Annotated in this window: 16 protein-coding genes; 7 read left to right on the forward strand and 9 right to left on the reverse strand. The window is 69.7% G+C overall.

Features of this window, described 5'->3' with window-relative positions; genetic code table 11:
- Positions 1 to 64: 64 nt before the first annotated feature.
- Positions 65 to 577, reverse strand: coding sequence for a peptide-methionine (S)-S-oxide reductase MsrA (gene msrA / locus ACH4TV_RS10945; protein WP_398396467.1), 513 nt, complete (start codon positions 575 to 577; stop codon positions 65 to 67).
- A 189-nt stretch (positions 578 to 766) separates the two neighbouring features.
- On the opposite strand from msrA, the gene ACH4TV_RS10950 reads away from it, so the two are divergent.
- Positions 767 to 1360, forward strand: a complete 594-nt coding sequence (locus ACH4TV_RS10950) for a DUF4291 domain-containing protein (RefSeq protein WP_398396469.1) — start codon at positions 767 to 769, stop codon at positions 1358 to 1360.
- Positions 1361 to 1482: 122 nt separating this feature from the next.
- Here the strand turns inward: ACH4TV_RS10950 and ACH4TV_RS10955 are convergent, their stop codons facing one another.
- Complete coding sequence (locus ACH4TV_RS10955) at positions 1483 to 2034, reverse strand: DUF3455 domain-containing protein (protein WP_398396471.1); 552 nt, start codon at positions 2032 to 2034, stop codon at positions 1483 to 1485.
- Between the two features lie 448 nt (positions 2035 to 2482).
- Between ACH4TV_RS10955 and ACH4TV_RS10960 the strand changes: the two genes are divergently transcribed.
- Positions 2483 to 3181, forward strand: coding sequence for a 1,4-alpha-glucan branching protein (locus ACH4TV_RS10960; protein ID WP_398396473.1), 699 nt, complete (start codon positions 2483 to 2485; stop codon positions 3179 to 3181).
- Between the two features lie 43 nt (positions 3182 to 3224).
- Here the strand turns inward: ACH4TV_RS10960 and ACH4TV_RS10965 are convergent, their stop codons facing one another.
- Complete coding sequence (locus ACH4TV_RS10965) at positions 3225 to 3929, reverse strand: class I SAM-dependent methyltransferase (protein WP_398396475.1); 705 nt, start codon at positions 3927 to 3929, stop codon at positions 3225 to 3227.
- 122 nt (positions 3930 to 4051) lie between these two features.
- Here ACH4TV_RS10965 and ACH4TV_RS10970 point away from each other — a divergent pair, with 122 nt between their 5' ends.
- Positions 4052 to 4999 (forward strand): DUF5829 family protein, encoded by a 948-nt coding sequence (locus tag ACH4TV_RS10970; RefSeq protein WP_398396608.1) that lies wholly within the window; start codon positions 4052 to 4054, stop codon positions 4997 to 4999.
- A gap of 7 nt (positions 5000 to 5006) precedes the next feature.
- On the opposite strand, the gene ACH4TV_RS10975 is transcribed toward ACH4TV_RS10970, so the two are convergent.
- Complete coding sequence (locus ACH4TV_RS10975; protein WP_398396477.1) at positions 5007 to 5423, reverse strand: VOC family protein; 417 nt, start codon at positions 5421 to 5423, stop codon at positions 5007 to 5009.
- A gap of 128 nt (positions 5424 to 5551) precedes the next feature.
- Here ACH4TV_RS10975 and ACH4TV_RS10980 point away from each other — a divergent pair, with 128 nt between their 5' ends.
- From ACH4TV_RS10980 to ACH4TV_RS10990, 3 genes are read left to right on the forward strand one after another with little or no spacing between them, the layout of a single operon-like run.
- A complete protein-coding gene (locus ACH4TV_RS10980; protein ID WP_398396479.1) occupies positions 5552 to 6610 on the forward strand; it encodes an iron-siderophore ABC transporter substrate-binding protein in 1059 nt (352 codons plus the stop codon).
- Positions 6607 to 7599, forward strand: coding sequence for a FecCD family ABC transporter permease (locus ACH4TV_RS10985; RefSeq protein ID WP_398396481.1), 993 nt, complete (start codon positions 6607 to 6609; stop codon positions 7597 to 7599). Before ACH4TV_RS10980 ends, ACH4TV_RS10985 begins: the two co-directional genes overlap by 4 nt.
- Positions 7596 to 8753 (forward strand): FecCD family ABC transporter permease, encoded by a 1158-nt coding sequence (locus ACH4TV_RS10990; RefSeq protein WP_398396483.1) that lies wholly within the window; start codon positions 7596 to 7598, stop codon positions 8751 to 8753. Before ACH4TV_RS10985 ends, ACH4TV_RS10990 begins: the two co-directional genes overlap by 4 nt.
- Here the strand turns inward: ACH4TV_RS10990 and ACH4TV_RS10995 are convergent.
- A complete protein-coding gene (locus ACH4TV_RS10995) occupies positions 8750 to 9790 on the reverse strand; it encodes an NAD(P)-dependent alcohol dehydrogenase (protein ID WP_398396485.1) in 1041 nt (346 codons plus the stop codon). The genes ACH4TV_RS10990 and ACH4TV_RS10995 overlap by 4 nt on opposite strands.
- A 169-nt stretch (positions 9791 to 9959) precedes the next feature.
- Between ACH4TV_RS10995 and ACH4TV_RS11000 the strand changes: the two genes are divergently transcribed.
- Positions 9960 to 10907 carry a helix-turn-helix domain-containing protein gene (locus ACH4TV_RS11000; RefSeq protein ID WP_398396487.1) on the forward strand — a complete coding sequence of 316 codons (948 nt, stop codon included), beginning with the start codon at positions 9960 to 9962 and terminating at the stop codon, positions 10905 to 10907.
- Between the two features lie 253 nt (positions 10908 to 11160).
- Here the strand turns inward: ACH4TV_RS11000 and ACH4TV_RS11005 are convergent, their stop codons facing one another.
- The 4 genes from ACH4TV_RS11005 to ACH4TV_RS11020 all read right to left on the reverse strand — a co-directional run bounded on the left by ACH4TV_RS11005 (position 11161) and on the right by ACH4TV_RS11020 (position 18471).
- A complete protein-coding gene (locus ACH4TV_RS11005) occupies positions 11161 to 14421 on the reverse strand; it encodes a S8 family peptidase (protein WP_398396489.1) in 3261 nt (1086 codons plus the stop codon).
- Between the two features lie 317 nt (positions 14422 to 14738).
- Entirely contained in the window at positions 14739 to 15422 is a 684-nt protein-coding gene (locus tag ACH4TV_RS11010; protein WP_398396491.1) for an ABC transporter ATP-binding protein, read from the reverse strand.
- A 133-nt stretch (positions 15423 to 15555) separates the two neighbouring features.
- On the reverse strand, positions 15556 to 17046 hold the full coding sequence (locus ACH4TV_RS11015; protein ID WP_398396493.1) for an ABC transporter permease: 1491 nt from the start codon (positions 17044 to 17046) through the stop codon (positions 15556 to 15558).
- 156 nt (positions 17047 to 17202) lie between these two features.
- Positions 17203 to 18471 carry an Ig-like domain-containing protein gene (locus tag ACH4TV_RS11020; RefSeq protein ID WP_398396495.1) on the reverse strand — a complete coding sequence of 423 codons (1269 nt, stop codon included), beginning with the start codon at positions 18469 to 18471 and terminating at the stop codon, positions 17203 to 17205.
- Positions 18472 to 18591: the final 120 nt, after the last annotated feature.

The following is an 18591-nucleotide window of genomic DNA, read 5'->3' on the forward strand; positions in this document are numbered from 1 at the left end:
CGGCGTTGGCCACCGGTTACCGCCCGCACACGGTGAGGAGCCGCATCGCGGTCGACCTCAGCCCTCAGCCCTCCGCGCGGGCGGGCAGCCGCCATCCCGGGCGCGGGAAGTGGCAGGTATAGCCGTTCGGGTAACGCAGCAAGTAGTCCTGGTGCTCGGGCTCGGCCTCCCAGAAGGGGCCGACCGGCTCCACCTCGGTGACGACCTTGCCCGGCCACAGCCGGGAGGCGTCCACATCCGCGATCGTGTCCTCGGCGATCCGCTTCTGCTCGTCATCCACGTAGTAGATGGCCGAGCGGTAGCTGAGGCCGATGTCGTTGCCCTGACGGTTCTTGGTGCTCGGGTCGTGGATCTGGAAGAAGAACTCCAGGATCGCGCGAAAATCGGTCTCCGCGGGGTCGAAAAGGATCTCAATGGCCTCCGCGTGCGTGCCATGGTTCCGGTACGTCGCGTTCGGCACGTCCCCGCCGGTGTATCCGACCCGGGTCGCCGTCACGCCCGGCTGCCGGCGGATCAGGTCCTCCATCCCCCAGAAGCATCCACCCGCCAGCACTGCCCTCTGCGTCTGCGCAGCCATCGAGGCCCCTCCAATTCCTGTCAGCTCGGTCACTCGGGCTACTCGGCTCACACACCACCGGCATCCCACGCCCACTCCCCTCAACGCGCGAGAGGTCCTGACGATTCCGCGACCACGGCATCGCCGGGGCCCCGCTCACCGGCCGAAATCCACTAGCCACCCGACCGGTCCGCCCCCACGCTGTACGTCATGGAAGAACCCCGACACGGGATCCGCGCGGCCTACACCGAGTCCACGATCACCGTCTACCAGGCCTACTCGCCGGAGATCGGCCTGGCCGCTGCCCACGAGGGCCGTTTTCCCGGTGGGTGGAAGCGGGACAGGATGACGTGGATCAAGCCCTCGTTCCTGTGGATGATGTACCGCTGCGGCTGGGGCGCGAAGGAGGGGCAGGAGACCGTCCTCGCTGTCGAGATCGACCGGGCCGGCTTCGAGTGGGCGCTGCGCCACGCGTGTCTGTCGAGCTACGTCCGCGGGGTTCACCCCGACCGAGCCACCTGGCAGCGTCAGTTGAAGCGTGCGCCCGCTCGCGTGCAGTGGGACCCCGAGCGGGACCTGCGTCTGCGGCCCCTGCCGTACCGGTCCCTGCAACTGGGGCTCTCCGGTGAGGCCGTACGACGCTACGCGGATGAGTGGACGGTCTCCATCCGCGACGTGACTCCGCTCGCCCACGAGATCCACGCGCTCGTCAGTGGCGGCGACCTGGGCTCCGCCACCCGTCTGCTGCCCCGGGAACGCCCCTATCCCACGGGAGACGAACCTCTGGCCCACCTCCTGGGGTGAGGGTGACCGCACGGGCTCGCCGGGACAGGGCCCCTCGGAATCGACTCGTCCAGAGGGGCCTCTGCCGTTACTCCTTTACTCCGTCGCTCCTTACCGCATCCCTCGCCGCATGCGCTACGGCATCACTTGGCGGGCTTGAAGAACGTGTACGTGGCGGAATACGGAACGCTCGTCTGGTCGGTGCCCGTGCAGGCCGTGGCAGGCGCGACGCCGCCCTTGGTGTCGAGGCGCTGGATGTAGGAGACGTCCGCGAAGGCGCCGGGGCCGCGGGTGGTCGTGGACTTCAGGAGCAGTTCCGGGATGGTGCCGGACTTGGGGGAGTTGGCGACGGCGGCGGCGTTGACGGCGCTGCCGTCCACCGTGGACACCCAGACGGGGCCGCGGGAGTGGAGGGCGACGGGGCGGTGGGCGCGGTCGTTCTTGGCCCAGAGGGTGGCGGCGGGTTCGAGCAGCTTCCAGGCGCCGTCGGTGCAGGTGTAGGTCTGGACGCCCGCGGCGGAGAAGACGCCGGTCAGTCTGTTGCCGTCGGGAACCTTCAGGGCTGCGGGAACGTCGACGCCGGTGCGGGCGGGCTGCGTGGCGGCGGCCTGGCCGACCGTCGCGCTCAGGAGCGTGCCGGTGGCCACGGCGGCGAGAGCTGTGGTCGTGAGGACGAGACGCTTGGGGAGTTTCATGGGGTGGGTCTCCAGAACGTTTTCTGTACGAGTTCGCTGGTGTGGCACGGATGTCACGCATGCCTCCGTGCCGGGACCGCGCGGTGTCACCGGGCCGTTCGGCACGGTGGTTGTCCTTGATCCATCGACCTAGCACTGTGCCAACGGGAATCAACAACGAGAAGAACAAGTCGTGTAGATCCAGGCTGAGTTGACCGTGATGACGGTGGGGGCCCGCAGCGGCCAGGCCCCCGACGTGGATCGTCACGTCTCACGCGTAGGGAGTATCGCCGTACGAATTTCAGCTCGACGAGGGACTCCAGGGCACGCCGCCGGGCACGCCACCGCGCACTCGGGGCGGGCGACGTACCGTCAGGGCAGCCGGGCGTGGGGGGCTGTGGCACCGCCCTGAGAGCTGGATCGGCCGCCGGAGAGGGAATCTTCCGTCCGCGGGAGAAGTTCACGGGGCATGGCTGTCATCCACAGAACGACCCTGACCCCCGGCAAGCTGGAGCTGCTCGCCCCCTGGCTTCCGACCCGGCCTTGGTATGTCGGCACGGGGCGTGAGCCGGAGTTGACCAAGGCCGGTGGTTTTCGGCTCGACGATCCGGAGGGGGAGGTGGGCATCGAGTTCATGGTGGTCACGGATACTTCCGGCGAGACGCCGCTCTCCTACCACGTGCCCCTCACCTATCGCGGCGCACCGCTCGACGGAGCCGAGCAGGGGCTCGTCGGGACGTTGGAGCACGGGGTTCTGGGCACGCGCTGGGTGTACGACGGGACCCATGACCCGGTCCTCGTCGCCCAGTTGCTCTCATTCCTCCAGGGCCGTGCCGAAGCGCAGGCCCAGAGCGTGTCCGACACCCCCGACCCCTCTGTCGCCCGTCACTTCACGGGGGACGGCCTCTCCGCCGAGGTCGCGTCGCTCACCGTCGACGACGACGGCGACGACGACGGGCAGCGCGGCACCACTGTCGTCGTGGGAACCGTCGCGGGTTCCCTGACCCTTCAGGTGACGCGCGTCCTCTCGCCGGAGCCGGAGCCGGAGCAGCGGACCCCGGGCACCGGCACGACCGAGGCCCTGGGCCATGTCACCGCCGGCTGGCGCCTGCCGGACGGCAGCGAGGGGCGCGCTCCGTTCGTTCTCCTCAGCGACACCGTGCGCTGACGAGACCTGGGGGACGAGCCGATTGCCGTACGCGTATCACTGCTCACCGCCCCTGGCTGTAGTACGACGCCACAGCCGGCTGCCCGGTGTAGTTGGGGCCCGCCTCGGGGTCGGCCCCCAGGTAGGTGAACGCAAGCGCGACGGACCGCCCGCCCCGCAGACCGAGCCGATGGTGCCGGGCCGAGTAGTCGAAGCCGGCGGCGCGCAGTGCCGCGAGGACCGGGCGGGAGGCGTCGGTGCCGTCGGGGCGCCGTAGCGTCGCGGGGTCCAGGTGGGCGACCAGCAGGCCGGTGTCGGTGAGCCAGGAGGCCGCCCGTTCCAGGAGGGCGAGGCGGTCGCCGATGTAGTGCAGCCCGTGGACGCAGGTGATGAGGTCGTATCGGCGGGCCGGGGACCATGCGCCGAGGTCGGCGGCGATGAGTTCGAGGCCGTCGGGCAGGTCTGCCGGCCGCAGTGGGCCCACCAGGTCCACGCCGGTGATCGCGGCCTGCGGGATCCGCTGGGCCGCCGCACGAAGGGCCAGCCCCTCTCCGCTGCACAGGTCGAGCCAGGAGGGCGCGGAACCGCACCCGCCGAGGAACTCGACCGGATCGAAGCCGAGTTCGCGCGCGTAGCTGTTGACGCCGCTCAGGACCCGTTCGCGATTCATGGTGCTGTTGGCCACCACGGAGTGCCCGGTCAGCTCATCGTCATCGATCAGCTGAGGCGGCGGTTGGGCGGCCGTGGTCGGCGAAGTACCGTCATTCACCGACCAATTGTGCGTCACCGGAGCCATCGAAGACGTACGGACACAGATGTCCCGAAATCCGACAGCGGACGCCGATCCTCCGTCCTACGATCGCTCGCATGCTGCTTCGAGGAACGTTACAGATGATCATGGTCATCGCTGTGACCCTCGCAGCGGCGGTCCAGGGGGTCCAGAGGGTCCAGGGAGGCGTCGCGAGTGCGGCGCAGTCTCAGGGGGGCCAACCGCCCTCGCCCGAACGGCAGTTGCTGTACTACAACCACGTCTACGGCGTGCTCGACCGGGAGACCGCCGACGCCATCGAGCGCTCCGCCTACCTGCGGGAGTTCGCCAACTTCGAGGTCCGCACCACGACCGGTGCCGGCGGACAGGCCTGGACCGGGCGCTATCTGCTGGGCCGCGAGACCTACTTCGAGCTGTTCGGAGTAGGTGACCTGCCCGGACCGGACGGCGTTCTCGGCGCCGGCGGGATGGGTGTCTCGGTCGAGCGTTCCGGTGACCTGGCCACGGTGATCCAGCGACTGCGGGACCAGGGGATCGCCGACCCGGTCGAATTCAGCCAGACGCGGGACTTCGGTGACGGCGTCCCGGTGCCGTGGTTCGAGGCCGTCTTCACCACCGACCGGTACGACGCCTTCGGCGCCTGGGGGATGGAGTACCGGCCGGAGTACTTCGCCGACCCGCGCAGCGACACCGAGCCGGCCGACCACCCCGGTGACGTCGGCCGGGAGCGCTACCTGTCGGACCTCTACCGCGACCACCTGATGCGAGACGTGACCTCCGTCCGCCTCGCGCTCACCGCCCGCGACCTCGCCAACACCGTGCCACTGCTGCGGGCGGGCGGGTTCGCCGTCCGGTCGGTGGCGGACGGTGGCATCGTCGCGCACGGTGGCGGCACCACGATCCGGTTCGACGCCGTCGCGCGCGAACACGCGGGGCTGCGGCAGATCGAGATGTCCCTCAACCGGCCCGTGCCCCACCGGCACGAGGAGCGGATCGGGCACTCGACCCTCACCGTCGGCCCGGGCGCCCGCGCCGCGTGGACGTTCCCCGACGAACCGGCGGACGACTGAGCCGCCCTCAGGCCCCGCCGCCCCCGTCCCCACTCCCACCCCCGTCCCCACTCCCGTACGGCCGCGTGAGGATCTCCAGGACGTGGCCGTTCGGGTCGTCGAAGTACGTGCCCCGGCCGCCGTCCCTCGTGTTGATCTCGTGGGGGCGGTGATGGCCGGGGTCCGCCCAGTAGGTGAGGCCGGTCTCCCGGATGCGGGCGAAGATCGTGTCGAACTCGGTCTCCGACACCAGGAACGCGTAGTGCTGCGGGGTGATCGCGCCCTCCGTGTCCATGTAGTCCAGGGTCACGCTGTTGGGTATCGCGACCGGGATGAACGGCCCGTACTGCGGGTTCACGTCCAGCCCGAGGATGTCGGCGAGGAACTGTGCCGAGGTCTTCTTGTCGTGCGCGGCGACGATGGTGTGGTTCAGCTGCACGGTCATCTGTGGGCCCCCTTCACCTTCACCTTCCTCTCCCACGCTACGACCCCGGGTCCGCCCTGCCCAGCAGCCGAAGTTAAAGTAAGGCTTGCCTTACTAAATGACCGGTAACTGTGGTAGCGGAGTGACACGTGCGTACGTTGAAGTGGCAGGCCGTCGTGGCCGCGACCCTCGCCGGAGGGCTCCTGGCAGGCTGCTCGTCGGCCTCCTCCGACAACGATGCCGCGGCGGCCGGCGCGAAAACCCGCAACCCCGTCATGGGGGCCTCCGAGGGCTCGTCCGAAGGACCCTCCGCCGCCCCCTCCGCCCTGGCCGCGGGCATGGGCGCCGACGTCGACACGGACGGCACCTTCCCCCGTACCGTCACGCACTTCAAGGGCGCCACCGCCGTCGAGAGCGTCCCCACCAGGATCGCCGTCCTCAGCACCGGGCAGCTCGACGACCTTCTCTCCCTCGGGCTCGTCCCCGCCGCCACGACGCGCGCCGACAACGCCGGGCTCGTGCCGGAGTACCTCGCCGACGCCTTCCCCCAGGACAAGGCGAAGCTCGCCGCCATGACCGATGCGGGGACCCGCCAGGCGCCGAACCTCGAAACGCTCGCCGCCGCCAAGCCCGATCTGATCCTCGCCAACGACTCCCTCGGCGACCTCTACCCCAAGCTCTCCAAGATCGCGCCGACCGTCGTCACCGCCGGCAACGGCATCAACTGGAAGCGCGATCTGCTGCTCGTCGGGGACGCCGTCGGCAAGGGGGAGGAAGCCCAGAAGCTCGTCGACGGCATCGCCGCCGACGCGGGCCGGCAGGGTGAGGCACTCGGCTCCCCCACGGTCTCCATGATCCGCTTCACGCCCGACCGGACCCGCATGTTCGGCGTCTCCTCCTTCACCGGGTCCATCGCCGTGGACATGGGGCTCGGACGGCCCAAGTCCCAGCAGTTCAGGGCCATTTCGGAGGACATCGGCGCCGAGAGCATCGATGCCGCCGACGCCGACTGGATCTTCTACTCCGTACAGGGCGACGCCGGTGAGACGGATGCGGCGAGCGTCGTCGCCGGGCCGCTGTGGAAGTCGATGAAGGCCGTCACCGCCGGGCACGCCGTCAAGGTCGACGACGATCCGTGGTACCTCAACGCCGGGCCGACCGCCGCCCGTCTCGTCGTCCGGCAGCTCGCCGAGCACATCGGCAAGTGAGCGCACGTACGGCCGTCACCGGCGTCGTCGCCCTCGTCACCGTCATCCTCGTTGCCCTCCTCAGTCTCGCCGTCGGTACCCGGCCCGTCCCGCCGGCCGCCGTGCTCGACGCGCTGCTGCACGGCGGGAGCACGCCGGACGCGCTGGTCGTCCGTTCGCTGCGGGTGCCCCGGACCGAGATCGGGCTCACCGCCGGGGCCGCCCTCGGGCTCGCCGGGGCCGCGCTCCAGGCCGTCACCCGCAATCCGCTCGCCGATCCGGGCATCCTCGGGCTCAGTCAGGGCGCGGCGGCCGGAGTCGTGTTCGCCATCGCGTTCGGGCTGGCGAACGGCTTCGGCGGGTACGTCTGGTACGCCTTCGCCGGTGCCGTCGCCGCCGCCTGTCTCGTGTACGCCATCGCCGCGCGCGGCCGTGGCGGCGCCTCGCCCGTGAAGCTCGCGCTGGCGGGCACCGCGCTGTCCGCGATGATCGCCGGGGCGACCACGGTCGTCCTCACCTCCAGTTCCGCCACCCTCGACCAGTTCCGCTTCTGGCAGGTGGGCGCGCTCAGCGGGCGGGACGCCGACACCGTGGGGCGGATGCTGCCGTTCCTCCTCGCCGGGGCGCTGCTCGTACTGGTCTGCGCCCGTGGCCTCGACGCCCTCGCCCTCGGCGACGACACAGCCCGGGCGCTCGGGCACCGGGTGCATGTCGTACGGGGGTCGGCGGCGCTCGGCGCGACCCTGCTGACGGCCGCCGCGGTCGCCGCCGCCGGGCCGATCGCGTTCATCGGCCTCGCCGTGCCCCACCTGGCCCGCCGTCTCGTCCCCGGCGGCCATCGCCGCGTCCTCCCGCTGTCCGCCCTCCTCGGCGCGGCCTTGCTCCTGGCAGCAGATGTCGCCGGGCGGGTCGTACGGGCGCCCGCCGAAGTCCCCGCAGGGGTCATGACGGCGCTGGTGGGCGTGCCGGTGCTGGTGGTCCTCGTACGGCGGAAGGCGGGAAGCACATGACCGCCCTTCCCGTACGGGAGAAGGGGAGCGGGAGTTCCCTGCCTCCCGGGGTCACCGTGCTGCGCCCCCGGCCCCGTCTCTCTGTCCTCCTGCACCGGCGGTCCGCCGTGGTCGCCCTCGCGCTCGGTGTGGCCCTCGCTCTCGTGATGGGTGTCTCCGCCTGTGTCGGGCAGGTCTTCGTGCCGCCCGGGGAGGTGTGGGCGACCGTGCGCGGCGGGGGCGGGGCGTACGACCTCGTCGTCAATGAGCTGCGGGTGCCGCGTATCGCGGTCGGGGCGCTCGTCGGGGCGGCCCTCGGGCTCGCCGGGGCGCTCGTGCAGAGCGTGACGCGTAATCCGCTGGCCAGCCCTGATGTGATCGGCGTCGGGCACGGGGCCGCCGCCGCGACCGTGCTGGCGCTCGCCACCGGGACGGTCGCCTCCCCCGGTGCCCTGCCCGCCGTGTCCGTCGCGGGCGGGCTCGCGGCCGCCGCGCTCGTGTACGTGCTCGCCTGGCGGCGCGGGATGCAGGCGAGCCGGTTCGTGCTGACAGGGGTCGGAATCGGCGTCGCACTCTCGGCAGTCGTCCAGCTCTATCTCACCGACAGCGAGCTGGAGGCCGCCGAGCAGGTCAAGCTCTGGCTCACGGGGAGTCTCAACGGGCGCGGGTGGGAGCAGGCGGGGCCGCTGGGCGTCGTCCTGCTGCTGTGTCTGCCCGCGCTGGTGTGGGCGAGCCGGGCGCTGCGTCCACTCGGCCTCGACGCCGATACGGCTGCCGCGCTGGGCGTGCGGGTGCAGCGGACGCAGCTGGGGCTGACCGTCCTCGGGGTCGTCCTCGCCGCCACCGCGACCGGGGCCGCCGGGCCGATCGGGTTCGTCGCGCTCACTGCGCCACAGCTGGCGCGGCGGCTCACCCGTACGCCTCAACTGCCGTTGCTGGGCTCGGCGTTGACGGGGGCGGTGGTGCTGGTGGGGGCGGATCTGGTGGCCCGTACGCTGCTGCCCCCACTGGAGATCCCAGTGGGGGCACTCACGGCGCTGGTGGGCGGTCCGTACTTGCTGTGGCTCCTGGCCGCCGCTGAAGGACAGGGGCGCAGCCCCCGTCCTTCAGCGGCGCGGGGAACTGCGCGACCAGCCACGACGGACCCGCAGGCGAAGGCCCCTCGACGGAACTAGATCGTCGCCGCGTCGATCACGAACCGGTACCGGACGTCGCTCGCGAGAACCCGCTCGTACGCCTCGTTGATCTGGTCCGCGCTGATCAGCTCGATCTCCGAGCCCAGGCCGTGCTCGGCGCAGAAGTCCAGCATCTCCTGGGTCTCCTGGATGCCGCCGATGCCGGAGCCCGCGAGGGTCTTGCGGCCGGCGATCACCGAGAAGAGGTTCAGCGCGACGGGCTCCTCGGGGGCGCCGACGTTCACGAACGCGCCGTCCGTCTTGAGGAGGGACAGGTAGGCGTCCAGGTTCAGCGGTGCCGAGACCGTGGACAGGATGATGTCGAAGGTGCCGCGCAGCTCCTTGAAGGTCGCCTCGTCGCTGGTCGCGTAGTAGTGCGAGGCGCCCAGCTTCAGGCCGTCCTCCTGCTTGCGCAGGGACTGCGACAGGACGGTCACCTCGGCGCCGAGCGCGTGCGCGATCTTGACGCCCATGTGGCCGAGGCCGCCCATGCCGAGGATCGCGACCTTCTTGCCGGGGCCGGCGTTCCAGTGCTTCAGCGGGGAGTACGTGGTGATGCCGGCGCAGAGCAGCGGCGCGGCCACGTCGAGGGAGAGGCCGTCGGGGATGCGGACGGTGTAGTTCTCGTCCACGACGACCTTCTCGGAGTAGCCGCCGTAGGTCGGCTCACCGTTCTTGTCGAGGGCGTTGTACGTGCCGGTCATGCCGCCGGTGCAGTACTGCTCCAGGCCGGCCTTGCAGTTCTCGCACTCGCGGCACGAGTCGACCATGCAGCCGACGCCCACGTGGTCGCCGACCGCGAACTTGGTGACGCCGGAACCGACGGCCTCGACGACACCGGCGATCTCGTGGCCGGGGACCATCGGGAAGATGGCCTCGCCCCAGCCCTCGCGGGCCTGGTGGATGTCGGAGTGGCAGATACCGGCGAACTTGATGTCGATCAGGACGTCGAACTCACCGACCTCACGACGCTCGATGGTGGTCCGCTCCAGCGGAGCCTTGGCGGAGGGGGCGGCGTATGCAGCGACAGTGGTCATGCCGGGGGTTCTCCTAGGGGATTCCGTGCCCGGCCGCCTTCTGACCGGGCACGATGATCAGTCTGCCGAACGTTTCGATATTCACCCAGTCCACGCCTCTGCGTACGTCCGCCGGTCCTACCACTGGCGGGGTCAGGCTGGTGTACGTACGACCGGGAATACTTGAGACATGGACGAACAGCCCGAACCCGCGCAACCGGCAGAACTCCGCACCCGGAACACCACCGGGACCATCGGCGGGGCCCTCGACCGGCGTGCCGAGCTCAGCGAGTTCCTGCGCACCCGGCGGGCCCGGCTCAAGCCGGAGGACGTGGGGCTGCCGGACTACGGGCGGCACCGGCGGGTGCCCGGGCTGCGCCGCGAGGAGCTGGCCCAGCTGGCCGGGGTGTCCGTCGCCTACTACACGCGGCTCGAACAGGGCAACGGGCGGAACGTCTCCGCGGAGGTCCTCGACGCCATCGCCCGCGCCCTGCGGCTGACGGACGCCGAGCACGCCCACCTCACCCACCTCGCCAAGCCGAAGCAGCACAAGAAGAAGCCGTCGGCGCGGGTCCAGGTCGTCCGCGCGAGCCTGCGGCAGCTGCTCGACACCATGGACGGCGTACCGGCGTACATCGCCGGGCGGCGTACGGACATCCTGGCCTGGAACGGGATGGCCGCGTCGCTCTTCGGGGACTGGGCCGAGCTGCCGCCGCAGGACCGGAACTGGGCGCGGCTGGTGTTCCTGCGGCCGGAGTACCACGACCTGTTCCTGGACTGGGAGCAGAAGGCGATCGACATCGTCTGCCATCTGCGCATGGACGCCGGCTGCTATCCGGAGGACCCGCGGCTGTCCGCGCTGGTCGGCGAGCTGTCGGTGAAGAGCGAGGAGTTCCGGCGGCTGTGGGCGACCCACGACGTCAAGGAGAAGAGCCACGGGGTGAAGCGGATGCGGCATCCGCTGGTGGGTGAACTGACCCTGAACTACGAGTCGATGAGGCTCCCGGACGACAGCGACCAGACCCTGATCTTCCACCACGCGGAACCCGGTTCCCCCTCGGCAGAGGGCCTGCGCCTGCTGGCCAGCTGGGGCCGAGACGCAACGAAGGCGGGAACGGAGAGCAGCGCCGGTTCCTGACCGGGGGCTGCGCCCCCAGACCCCCCTACGGCCCTGAACGGGCCTTGTCCTCAAACGCCGGACGGGCTGAAGATGCCAAATTCAGCCCCTTGGGGGTCCCCCCCTCTGGGGCAGTTTGAGGAGCGGGGGTTCGGGGGCGGAGCCCCCGAGGATGGGACGGGTAGGGGCGGCGGGGGCGAGAAACACGGACGGCCCGCCGGAGGAATCCCCCCGACGGACCGTCCGCTACCGCTAACGCAGCACTACCGACGACTTACTTGCCGTAGTACGCGTTGTAGATCGAGATCGTCGACTTGTTGCCCTTCTTGTCGGTGATCTTCGCGTGGTAGGAGATCGCCGCCCCCTTCTTCGGGTTCACGACGGTCACCTTCCCGTTCTTCACGGTCAGCTTCTTCCACGTCTTGCCGTAGTCGTACGACGCGTACACCGACAGCGACTTGAGGTTGCTGCCGCGCGCCGCGCCCTCGACGACGACCGGGAACGTGGCCCGCTGGCCCGCCGCGACCTTGTTGTCCAGGCCGACGGCCGCGTTGAAGCGGAGCGAGGAGGCCGGCAGCTGGACCATGTCCGCCGCCGACTTCTTGGACCGGAACGTCCAGCTCGCGTCGATCCGGGTGGACGCCTGGGCGACCTTGACGCTGCGCTTGACCGACGTCGTCAGCTGGTACGCGGCGTCGCCCGCCGGGACCGTGAACGCCTTGTCGCCGAACAGCGGGTCGTCGTTCGTGCCGACCTTCTTGCCGTTGCGGTAGAGCGTCGTGGCCACCGACGTGAAGTCGGACGAGCCGGGGTGGCCCGCGCCGTCGGAGAACAGCGGGATCAGACCGTAGACGAAGTTGCCCTCACGGAAGAGGCCGAACTCCGGGAGCAGCCGAGGACCGAAGACCCCGGCGTTGAAGGTGCGCGCGTAGTTGCCGCCCGGCTTCAGGGTCTGCAGGTTGCCCATCGTGTAGTAGGCCTCGGGGATCGGGAAGCCCTGTGCGTCCTTCCCCTTGAACTGGGTGAAGTCGAACAGCCACTCGGCCTTCTCGCCCGTGGACACGTACGTGGTGCGCGTGGCCGGCAGGGCCTGCTCGACGAGCCGGCCGAAGGCCGCGTCCTCGGGCAGGAAGGCGATCACGCCGAGTGCACCGGTCTTGCCGGGTGACCCGCCGCCCAGCCGGTTCGCCACCTTGGCGAACTCGCTCGCCTTGAAGTGACGGACCTTGTCGCCCTGGATCTTCTTGACCTTGGCGGTGGTGATCGCGTCGTACTCCACGCCCGAACCCTTGGCGAACTGGCCGAACCACGTCTGCGAGAGTCCGGGGACCTCCGCGCCGAGGTGGGCCATCCGCAGGTTCGCGAAGGAGTCGAGGCTCACGCCGATACCGATGCCCGGCGCGTCGAACATGTAGCTGGCCATCGCGCCCACCGGCTCGGCGCCGGCGTCCGGCACCGTGATGTCCGCCGCCTTGGTGGTGCGGGCGTCGATCGTCACCGCGGTGTTCTTGGTGAGCGTCAGCTTCGGCTGGACCACCCAGTCGAGGCCGCCGCCGCCCAGGTCGGGCTTGGTGAAGTCCTTCGCGATCCACGCGTCCAGGAGGTACGTGCCCTTGGGCAGACGCATGGTCGTGGTGCCGGTGGTCGCCGTCGGGACCTGGTAACCGCTGCCGGCGGCAAGACCGCTGTAGCCCTCGACGATCGTGTTGTACTCGCCCGTCGGCTGCCCGGCCTTGTCGATGTGCTTGACGACGAGGTCGTACGACTCGACCTCACGGTTGACCGCCGCGCCCGTACGGACGCTCTGGGCGCCGGCCGTCGCCGTCACGTACGAGGAGTACGCGCCGTCGAGGGTGCCGCCCAGCTTGGTGTTGACGGTGTAGCCGACGGAGGCGCTCTTGCCCGCCGGGACCTTCACCGTCGTCGCGGCCAGCTTGAAGAAGCCCGCCGGAGCGGCCTGGCCCTTCGGGTTGGTCGCGGTCGCCGCCAGCTTCAGCGTGACGTCGGTCGTGCCGAGGTTGCGGTACGTCAGCTGCTTGGTGACCGGGGTGTCGTCGGTGTGCGGCCACTGCTGCGTGCCGAAGCTCACCGACGCGGGGTCGGCGATCACGGTCTGCTTGATGGCCTTGTCGACCTGGATACGGCCCGAACCCTGCTGGAACGGCGTGTACTTGCCGCCCTTCGCGGACCCGGTGAGCGCGCCCTTGAGCTCGGCGTACGTCCAGTCCGGGTGCTCCTGCTTGAGGATCGCCGCCGCGCCCGCCACATGCGGCGTCGCCATCGACGTACCCGAGATGGACAGGTAGCCGGCCGGGTTCTCGCCGACCTCCTGCTCGATCATGCTGCCCTTGGCGGAGGCGGCCGTGGTGTCCACGCCGGGCGCGGTCACGTCCGGCTTGATCGCGCCGTCGCCGACGCGCGGGCCGGTGCTGGAGAAGTCGGCCAGCAGATCCTTGTCGTCGACCGCGCCGACGGTGAGCGCCTTGTCGGCGCTGCCCGGCGAACCGACCGACTCCGGACCGGAGTTGCCTGCCGCGATGGCGAAAAGGATGCCCTTCTCGTCGGACAGCTTGTTGACCATCGCCTCCAGCGGGTCCACCTCGGGGGTGTCCATGCCGCCGAGGCTGAGGTTGACGACCTGGGCGCCCTGCTCGGCCGCCCACTCCATGCCGGCGAGGATGCCCGAGTCGTCACCGAAGCCGGTGTCGTCCAGGACCTTGCCGCTGATGATCTTGGCGCCGGGCGCGACGCCCTTGTACTTGCCGCCGGACTTGGCGCCGGTGCCCGCCGCGATGGACGCGACGTGCGTGCCGTGGCCGACCTTGTCGGCGATGGTGGCGGCCAGGGTGAAGTTCTTGGCCGCGATCACCTGGCTCTTGAGGTCGGGGTGGCTCGCGTCGACGCCCGTGTCCAGGACGGCGATCTTGACGCCCTTGCCGGTGTAGCCGGCCGCCCACGCCTTCGGCGCGCCGATCTGCGGCACGGACTTGTCGAGGCTGGCCTTACGGGTGCCGTCGAGCCAGACGTGCGCGATCCCCGAGGCGGTCTTGTCGCCGTTGGTCACCGCGTCCCAGAGGTCGGGAGTGTCCTTCTGCGGTGTCTGCACGGCGTCCGCGTTCAGGGACTTCAGCGTCTGGCGGAGGGTGCCCGCGTCGCGGACATCGGCCTTGGTGGCCGTCGCGGCCCCCGTGTAGCCGACGATGACCTTCAGTCCCTTCTGCTGGGACTTCCGGGTCGCCTCCTTGCTCAACTCCGTGATGTCGAACAGCCGTTGGTCGAGCTTCCCGCCCGCGACCAGCCGCGCCGCGTCGGCCGGGATGACGAGCGTGTGCCCGTCGACCTTGCGGATCTGTACGGGTATCTTGTCGCGCCCAGCCGCCCGCTCCAGGCCGACGACGCGGCCCTTGGCGTCGACGGCGACCCGGTCGCCGGTGATCAGGGTGATGCGGTGCGTGGGCTTCAGCTTCTGAGCGGCGCCGGTCACGCGCTGCTGCTCCGCTTTCGCCTCGCCCTTCGCGGACGCCGGGCCGGTCATGCCCGCCGCGAGGGCAACTGCGGCCGCCGTGGCTACGGTTGCCGCGCATGCTCTTTTCACTTGTTTGCGCAAGTCTCCCCCTGGAGCCCTGAAACTGCGGTACCGGGCGAATTCCCCGTTCACCCGGCCGGGGGCATTCCGGCACGCCTGCGCGTACACCCCCCGGATTAGGCAGTATGCCGGGGGGTGATCAGCTGCTCAATAGCCCGGAGGCCGACGAGCCTGCCAGTTACAAGGCAGTTACGAAAGAGTTCGGAACACAAGGGACTTACGAGACCTACGAGTTGACACCCACGAGTCGGCGCTCAACCAACCGCCTACGAGTTGGCGTTCTCCTTGACGGTGATCTTCCCCTTACGGATGGTGGCCAGCCGCGGGGCTTTCTTCGCGATCGCCGAATCATGCGTGACCATGATGAAAGTGAGCCCGAGCTCCTTCCACATCGTTTCGAGTACGTCCATGATCTCGTCGCGCATCGACTCGTCGAGGTTCCCGGTGGGCTCGTCGCAGAGCAGCACCTTCGGTTCCTTGACCAGCGCGCGGGCGATCGCGACCCGCTGCTGCTGGCCGCCGGACATCTCCCCCGGCAGATGCCCGAGCCGCTCCCCGAGCCCGACCGACTTCAGCGCCTCGGCGGCCCGTTCGCGCCGCACCTTGGCCTTCACCCCGAGAGGTACGAGAGCGGTCTCGACGTTTTCCTGGGCCGACAGGGTCGGAATGAGATTGAAGCTCTGGAAGACGAAACCGATGTTCTCGCTGCGGACTTTGGTGAGGCGGCTCTCGGACAGTTTGGCGAGATCCGTACCGTCCAGATCGATACTGCCCTCGGTGGGCCGGTCGAGCCCGCCGAGCATTTGCAGGAGCGTGGACTTGCCGCCGCCGGTGGGGCCCTGGATGACCAGGCGGTCGCCGTCGGCGATGGTGAGGTCGATGCCGGCGAGGGCGTCCACGGTTTTCTTGCCTCGGGTGTAGCGCTTGGTTACGCCCTTGAGTTCGTACATGGTGGTGGCTCCTGGGTGGGTTCGGGGTGGTGCGAGTCGTTGTCAGCTGCGGCTGAGTGGGGGCTTGTCGCGCAGTTCCCCGCGCCCCTATAGGTGGGCCCAAGCCCCGTCAGTTGCAGCCGAACCCCGCGTTCTACTCGACTCGCCGCAGCGCGTCCGCCGGGCGCAGCCGTGACGCGCGCCAGCCGCCGAAGGCGCCGGCGATCAGCCCGCCGGTGACGGCGAGGCCGACCGCGAGGGCGATGGTGGAGAGCGCGACGGGCGCGGTGAGCGCGACCGTCAGGGCCTGGGACGCGGCCTGCCGGCCGGGACCGCCACCGCCGCCGGGGAAGCCCCCGCCACCGCCGGGACCGGCGTTGCCGCCCGAACTGCCCAGCTGTGCCTGGAGTTCCGGGCTGATCGCGGTGACGACATACGCACCGGCGAGCCCGAGCGCGATACCGAGGACGCCGCCCACCAGCCCGTTGACCATGGCCTCGCCGACGACCTGCCGGGTGACCCGGCCCGACTTCCAGCCGAGCGCCTTCAGCGTGCCGAACTCGCGCACGCGCCGGGAGACAGCCGAGGAGGTCAGCAGTCCCGCGACCAGGAAGGCGGCGACGAGCACCGCGATGGACAGCCACTTGCCGACGCTGGAGGCCAGGTCGGAGGCGGTGGAGAGGGACCCGGAGACGGTGTCGGCGAGGTCGGCGGAGGTCGTGACGGTCGTACCCGAGATGTTCTTCTGGATGGTCGACTTGACCGAGCCGATCTGCTGGGAGTCGGTCGCCTGGACGTAGATCGTGGTGACCTTGTCCTTGGAGTCGCTGAGCGTCTGGGCCTGCTTCAGCGGGATGTAGAGGTTGGCCGCCGCGTCGCCGCTCTCGGGGGTGGCGATGCCGATGACCTTGTACGTGACGCTCTTGACGGTGACCGTGCCGCCGACCTTGAGCGTCTTCTCCTTGGCGTAGGCGGCGTCGACGACCACGACCTTGGCGTCGGTCTCGGAGGTCGTGAAGGTACGGCCGCTGGTGATCTTCGAGGAGGTCAGCGGACCGAGGGCCGGCTTGGTGACGTCGGTGCCGTAGACGGAGTAGTTGTTGACGTCGAACTCGGCGCCACCGCCCTCAACACGCCCCTGCGGAGCGCCCGTTGCGCCACCACCGGGGACTCCGCCGCCCTGGTTGCCGCCGGTGCCCTGCTCGTCCTGCTGGAACTGGCCCTGCCTGAACTGGCCGTTGACGTTGATGACCCGGAGGCTCAGCCCGCCGACGGCGTCCGAAACGCCCTTCTGCGTACCGACCTTGGTGACCGTGGAGGCGGCCAGGGTCTCGAAGCCCTGGACCACCACCCGGTCGCTGCTCTGCTCCGCGCCCGAGTCATCTCCGTCGGCCCGCGCGTCGAACTGGAAGCGCGGGCGCTGGGCGTCGCCGGTGCCGGTCTGGGCCGCGGCGGCCTTGGTGACGGTCATGTCCGTGCCGAGTCCGTACAGCGACTCGAGGACCTTGTCCTGCGCCTTCGACATGCCCGAGGACACGGAGGTGACCACGATGACCAGGGCGATGCCCAGTGCGAGGCCGGAGGCGACGACGAGTGCCGCTTTTCTGCGGCGGCGCAGTTCGCGCCTCAGGTAGGTGAAGAACATGGCCGCAAGCTAGGTACACCGCGTGATGACGGGATAAGCCCCGCATAAGAGATGCATGAGAAGGCTGTGGCGGGCCCTGGAAACACCGATGCCGCCCCTGGGGGCGGCATCGGAAAGCTGTGCGGTGGGTGTGCGTCAGACGGGCCTCAAGGGCCGTCAGACCGCCGAACCCGCCTTCCAGTCGGCCCAGTTCATGTTCCAGCCGTTGAGGCCGTTGGACGGGTCGACCGTCTTGTCGCCGGTGTTCCGCACGTCGACGACGTCACCGATGATCGAGTTGGTGTAGAACCAGTAGCCCTCGGAGCCCTTGTCGTTGGCGCCCTTGGTGTCGTTCAGGCCGACACAGCCGTGGCTGACGTTGGCGCTGCCGAAGGTCCCGTCGGAGCTCCAGTAGTTGCCGTGCACGAAGGTGCCGGAGGTGGTCAGCCGGATGGCGTGCGGCACGTCCTTGATGTCGTACTCGCCCTTGCCGTCGTCATCGGTGAAGCCCACGGTCGCGCCGTTCATGCGCGTCTCCTTGAACATCTCCGACATCACCATCTTGCCCTCGTACGTCTTGTTCTCGGGCGAACCGGAGGAGATCGGGATGGTCTTGACGACCTTGCCGTCCTGGGTGACCTTCATCGTCTTCGTCTTGGCGTCGACGATGGACACCTGGTTGCGGCCGATCTTGAAGGTGACCGTCTTCTGCTGCACACCGAAGACACCGCTCGCGCCCTCCACGCCGTCGAGCGCCAGCTTCAGCGTGACGGTGGAGTCCTCCTGCCAGTAGTCGTCGGGCCGGCAGTCCATGCGGGTGTCGTTGAACCAGTGGCAGACGACCTCCTGCCCGCTGGTCGAGGAGACCGTGACGGCCTTCTGCACAGCCGCCTTCTCGGTGATCGCCTTGTCGAAGTTGATCGACACGGGCATGCCCACACCGACGGTCGAGCCGTCCTCGGGCGTGAAGTAGCCGACGAAGCTGTTGGCGGCCGCGACCGTGGTGAACGAGGCGTTCTCGTGGGCGGCGCGGCCGTTCGCGTCCGCCGCCGTCGCCGTCACCTTGTAGGTGGTGGCGCGCTCCAGCTGGGCGCTCGGCTTCCAGCTGGTCTTGTCGGCCGATATCTCACCGGCGACGGCGGTACCGTCCGCCGTCGTCATCTCCACGGAGCTGAGGGTGCCCTTGGTCACCACCACCTGGGCGGCGTTGTTGATGGAGGCGTTGCTGGAACCGTCGCCCGGCGTGATCTTGATCTGGGCCTCGGAGGTCTTCTCGGCCGCCGCCTCGTCGGCCTTGGCCTGCGAGGTGTCGGTGCCGCTGTCGCCCTTGGAGGCGCTGTCGTCGCCCCCGCTGCACGCAGAGAGCACCAGCAAGCCACCGAGCAGAGCGGACGCGGCCTTCAGACCCTTGCGCCGCCTACTGTCCGTCATCACACGCTTCTCCATCGTTGCCGAATCCCCAAACCGTCGGGGCCTACGAGTCCCCATAACAAGCTTCAACGCTACGACCGGTTCATCCCGTTCCACATTCGTTCGATGTGTGGGGCACACCACGTCCACCGGGAC

Origin of the sequence: Streptomyces sp. NPDC020898 (genome assembly GCF_044333925.1) — a bacterium.
Taxonomy (GTDB): Bacteria; Actinomycetota; Actinomycetes; order Streptomycetales; family Streptomycetaceae; genus Streptomyces.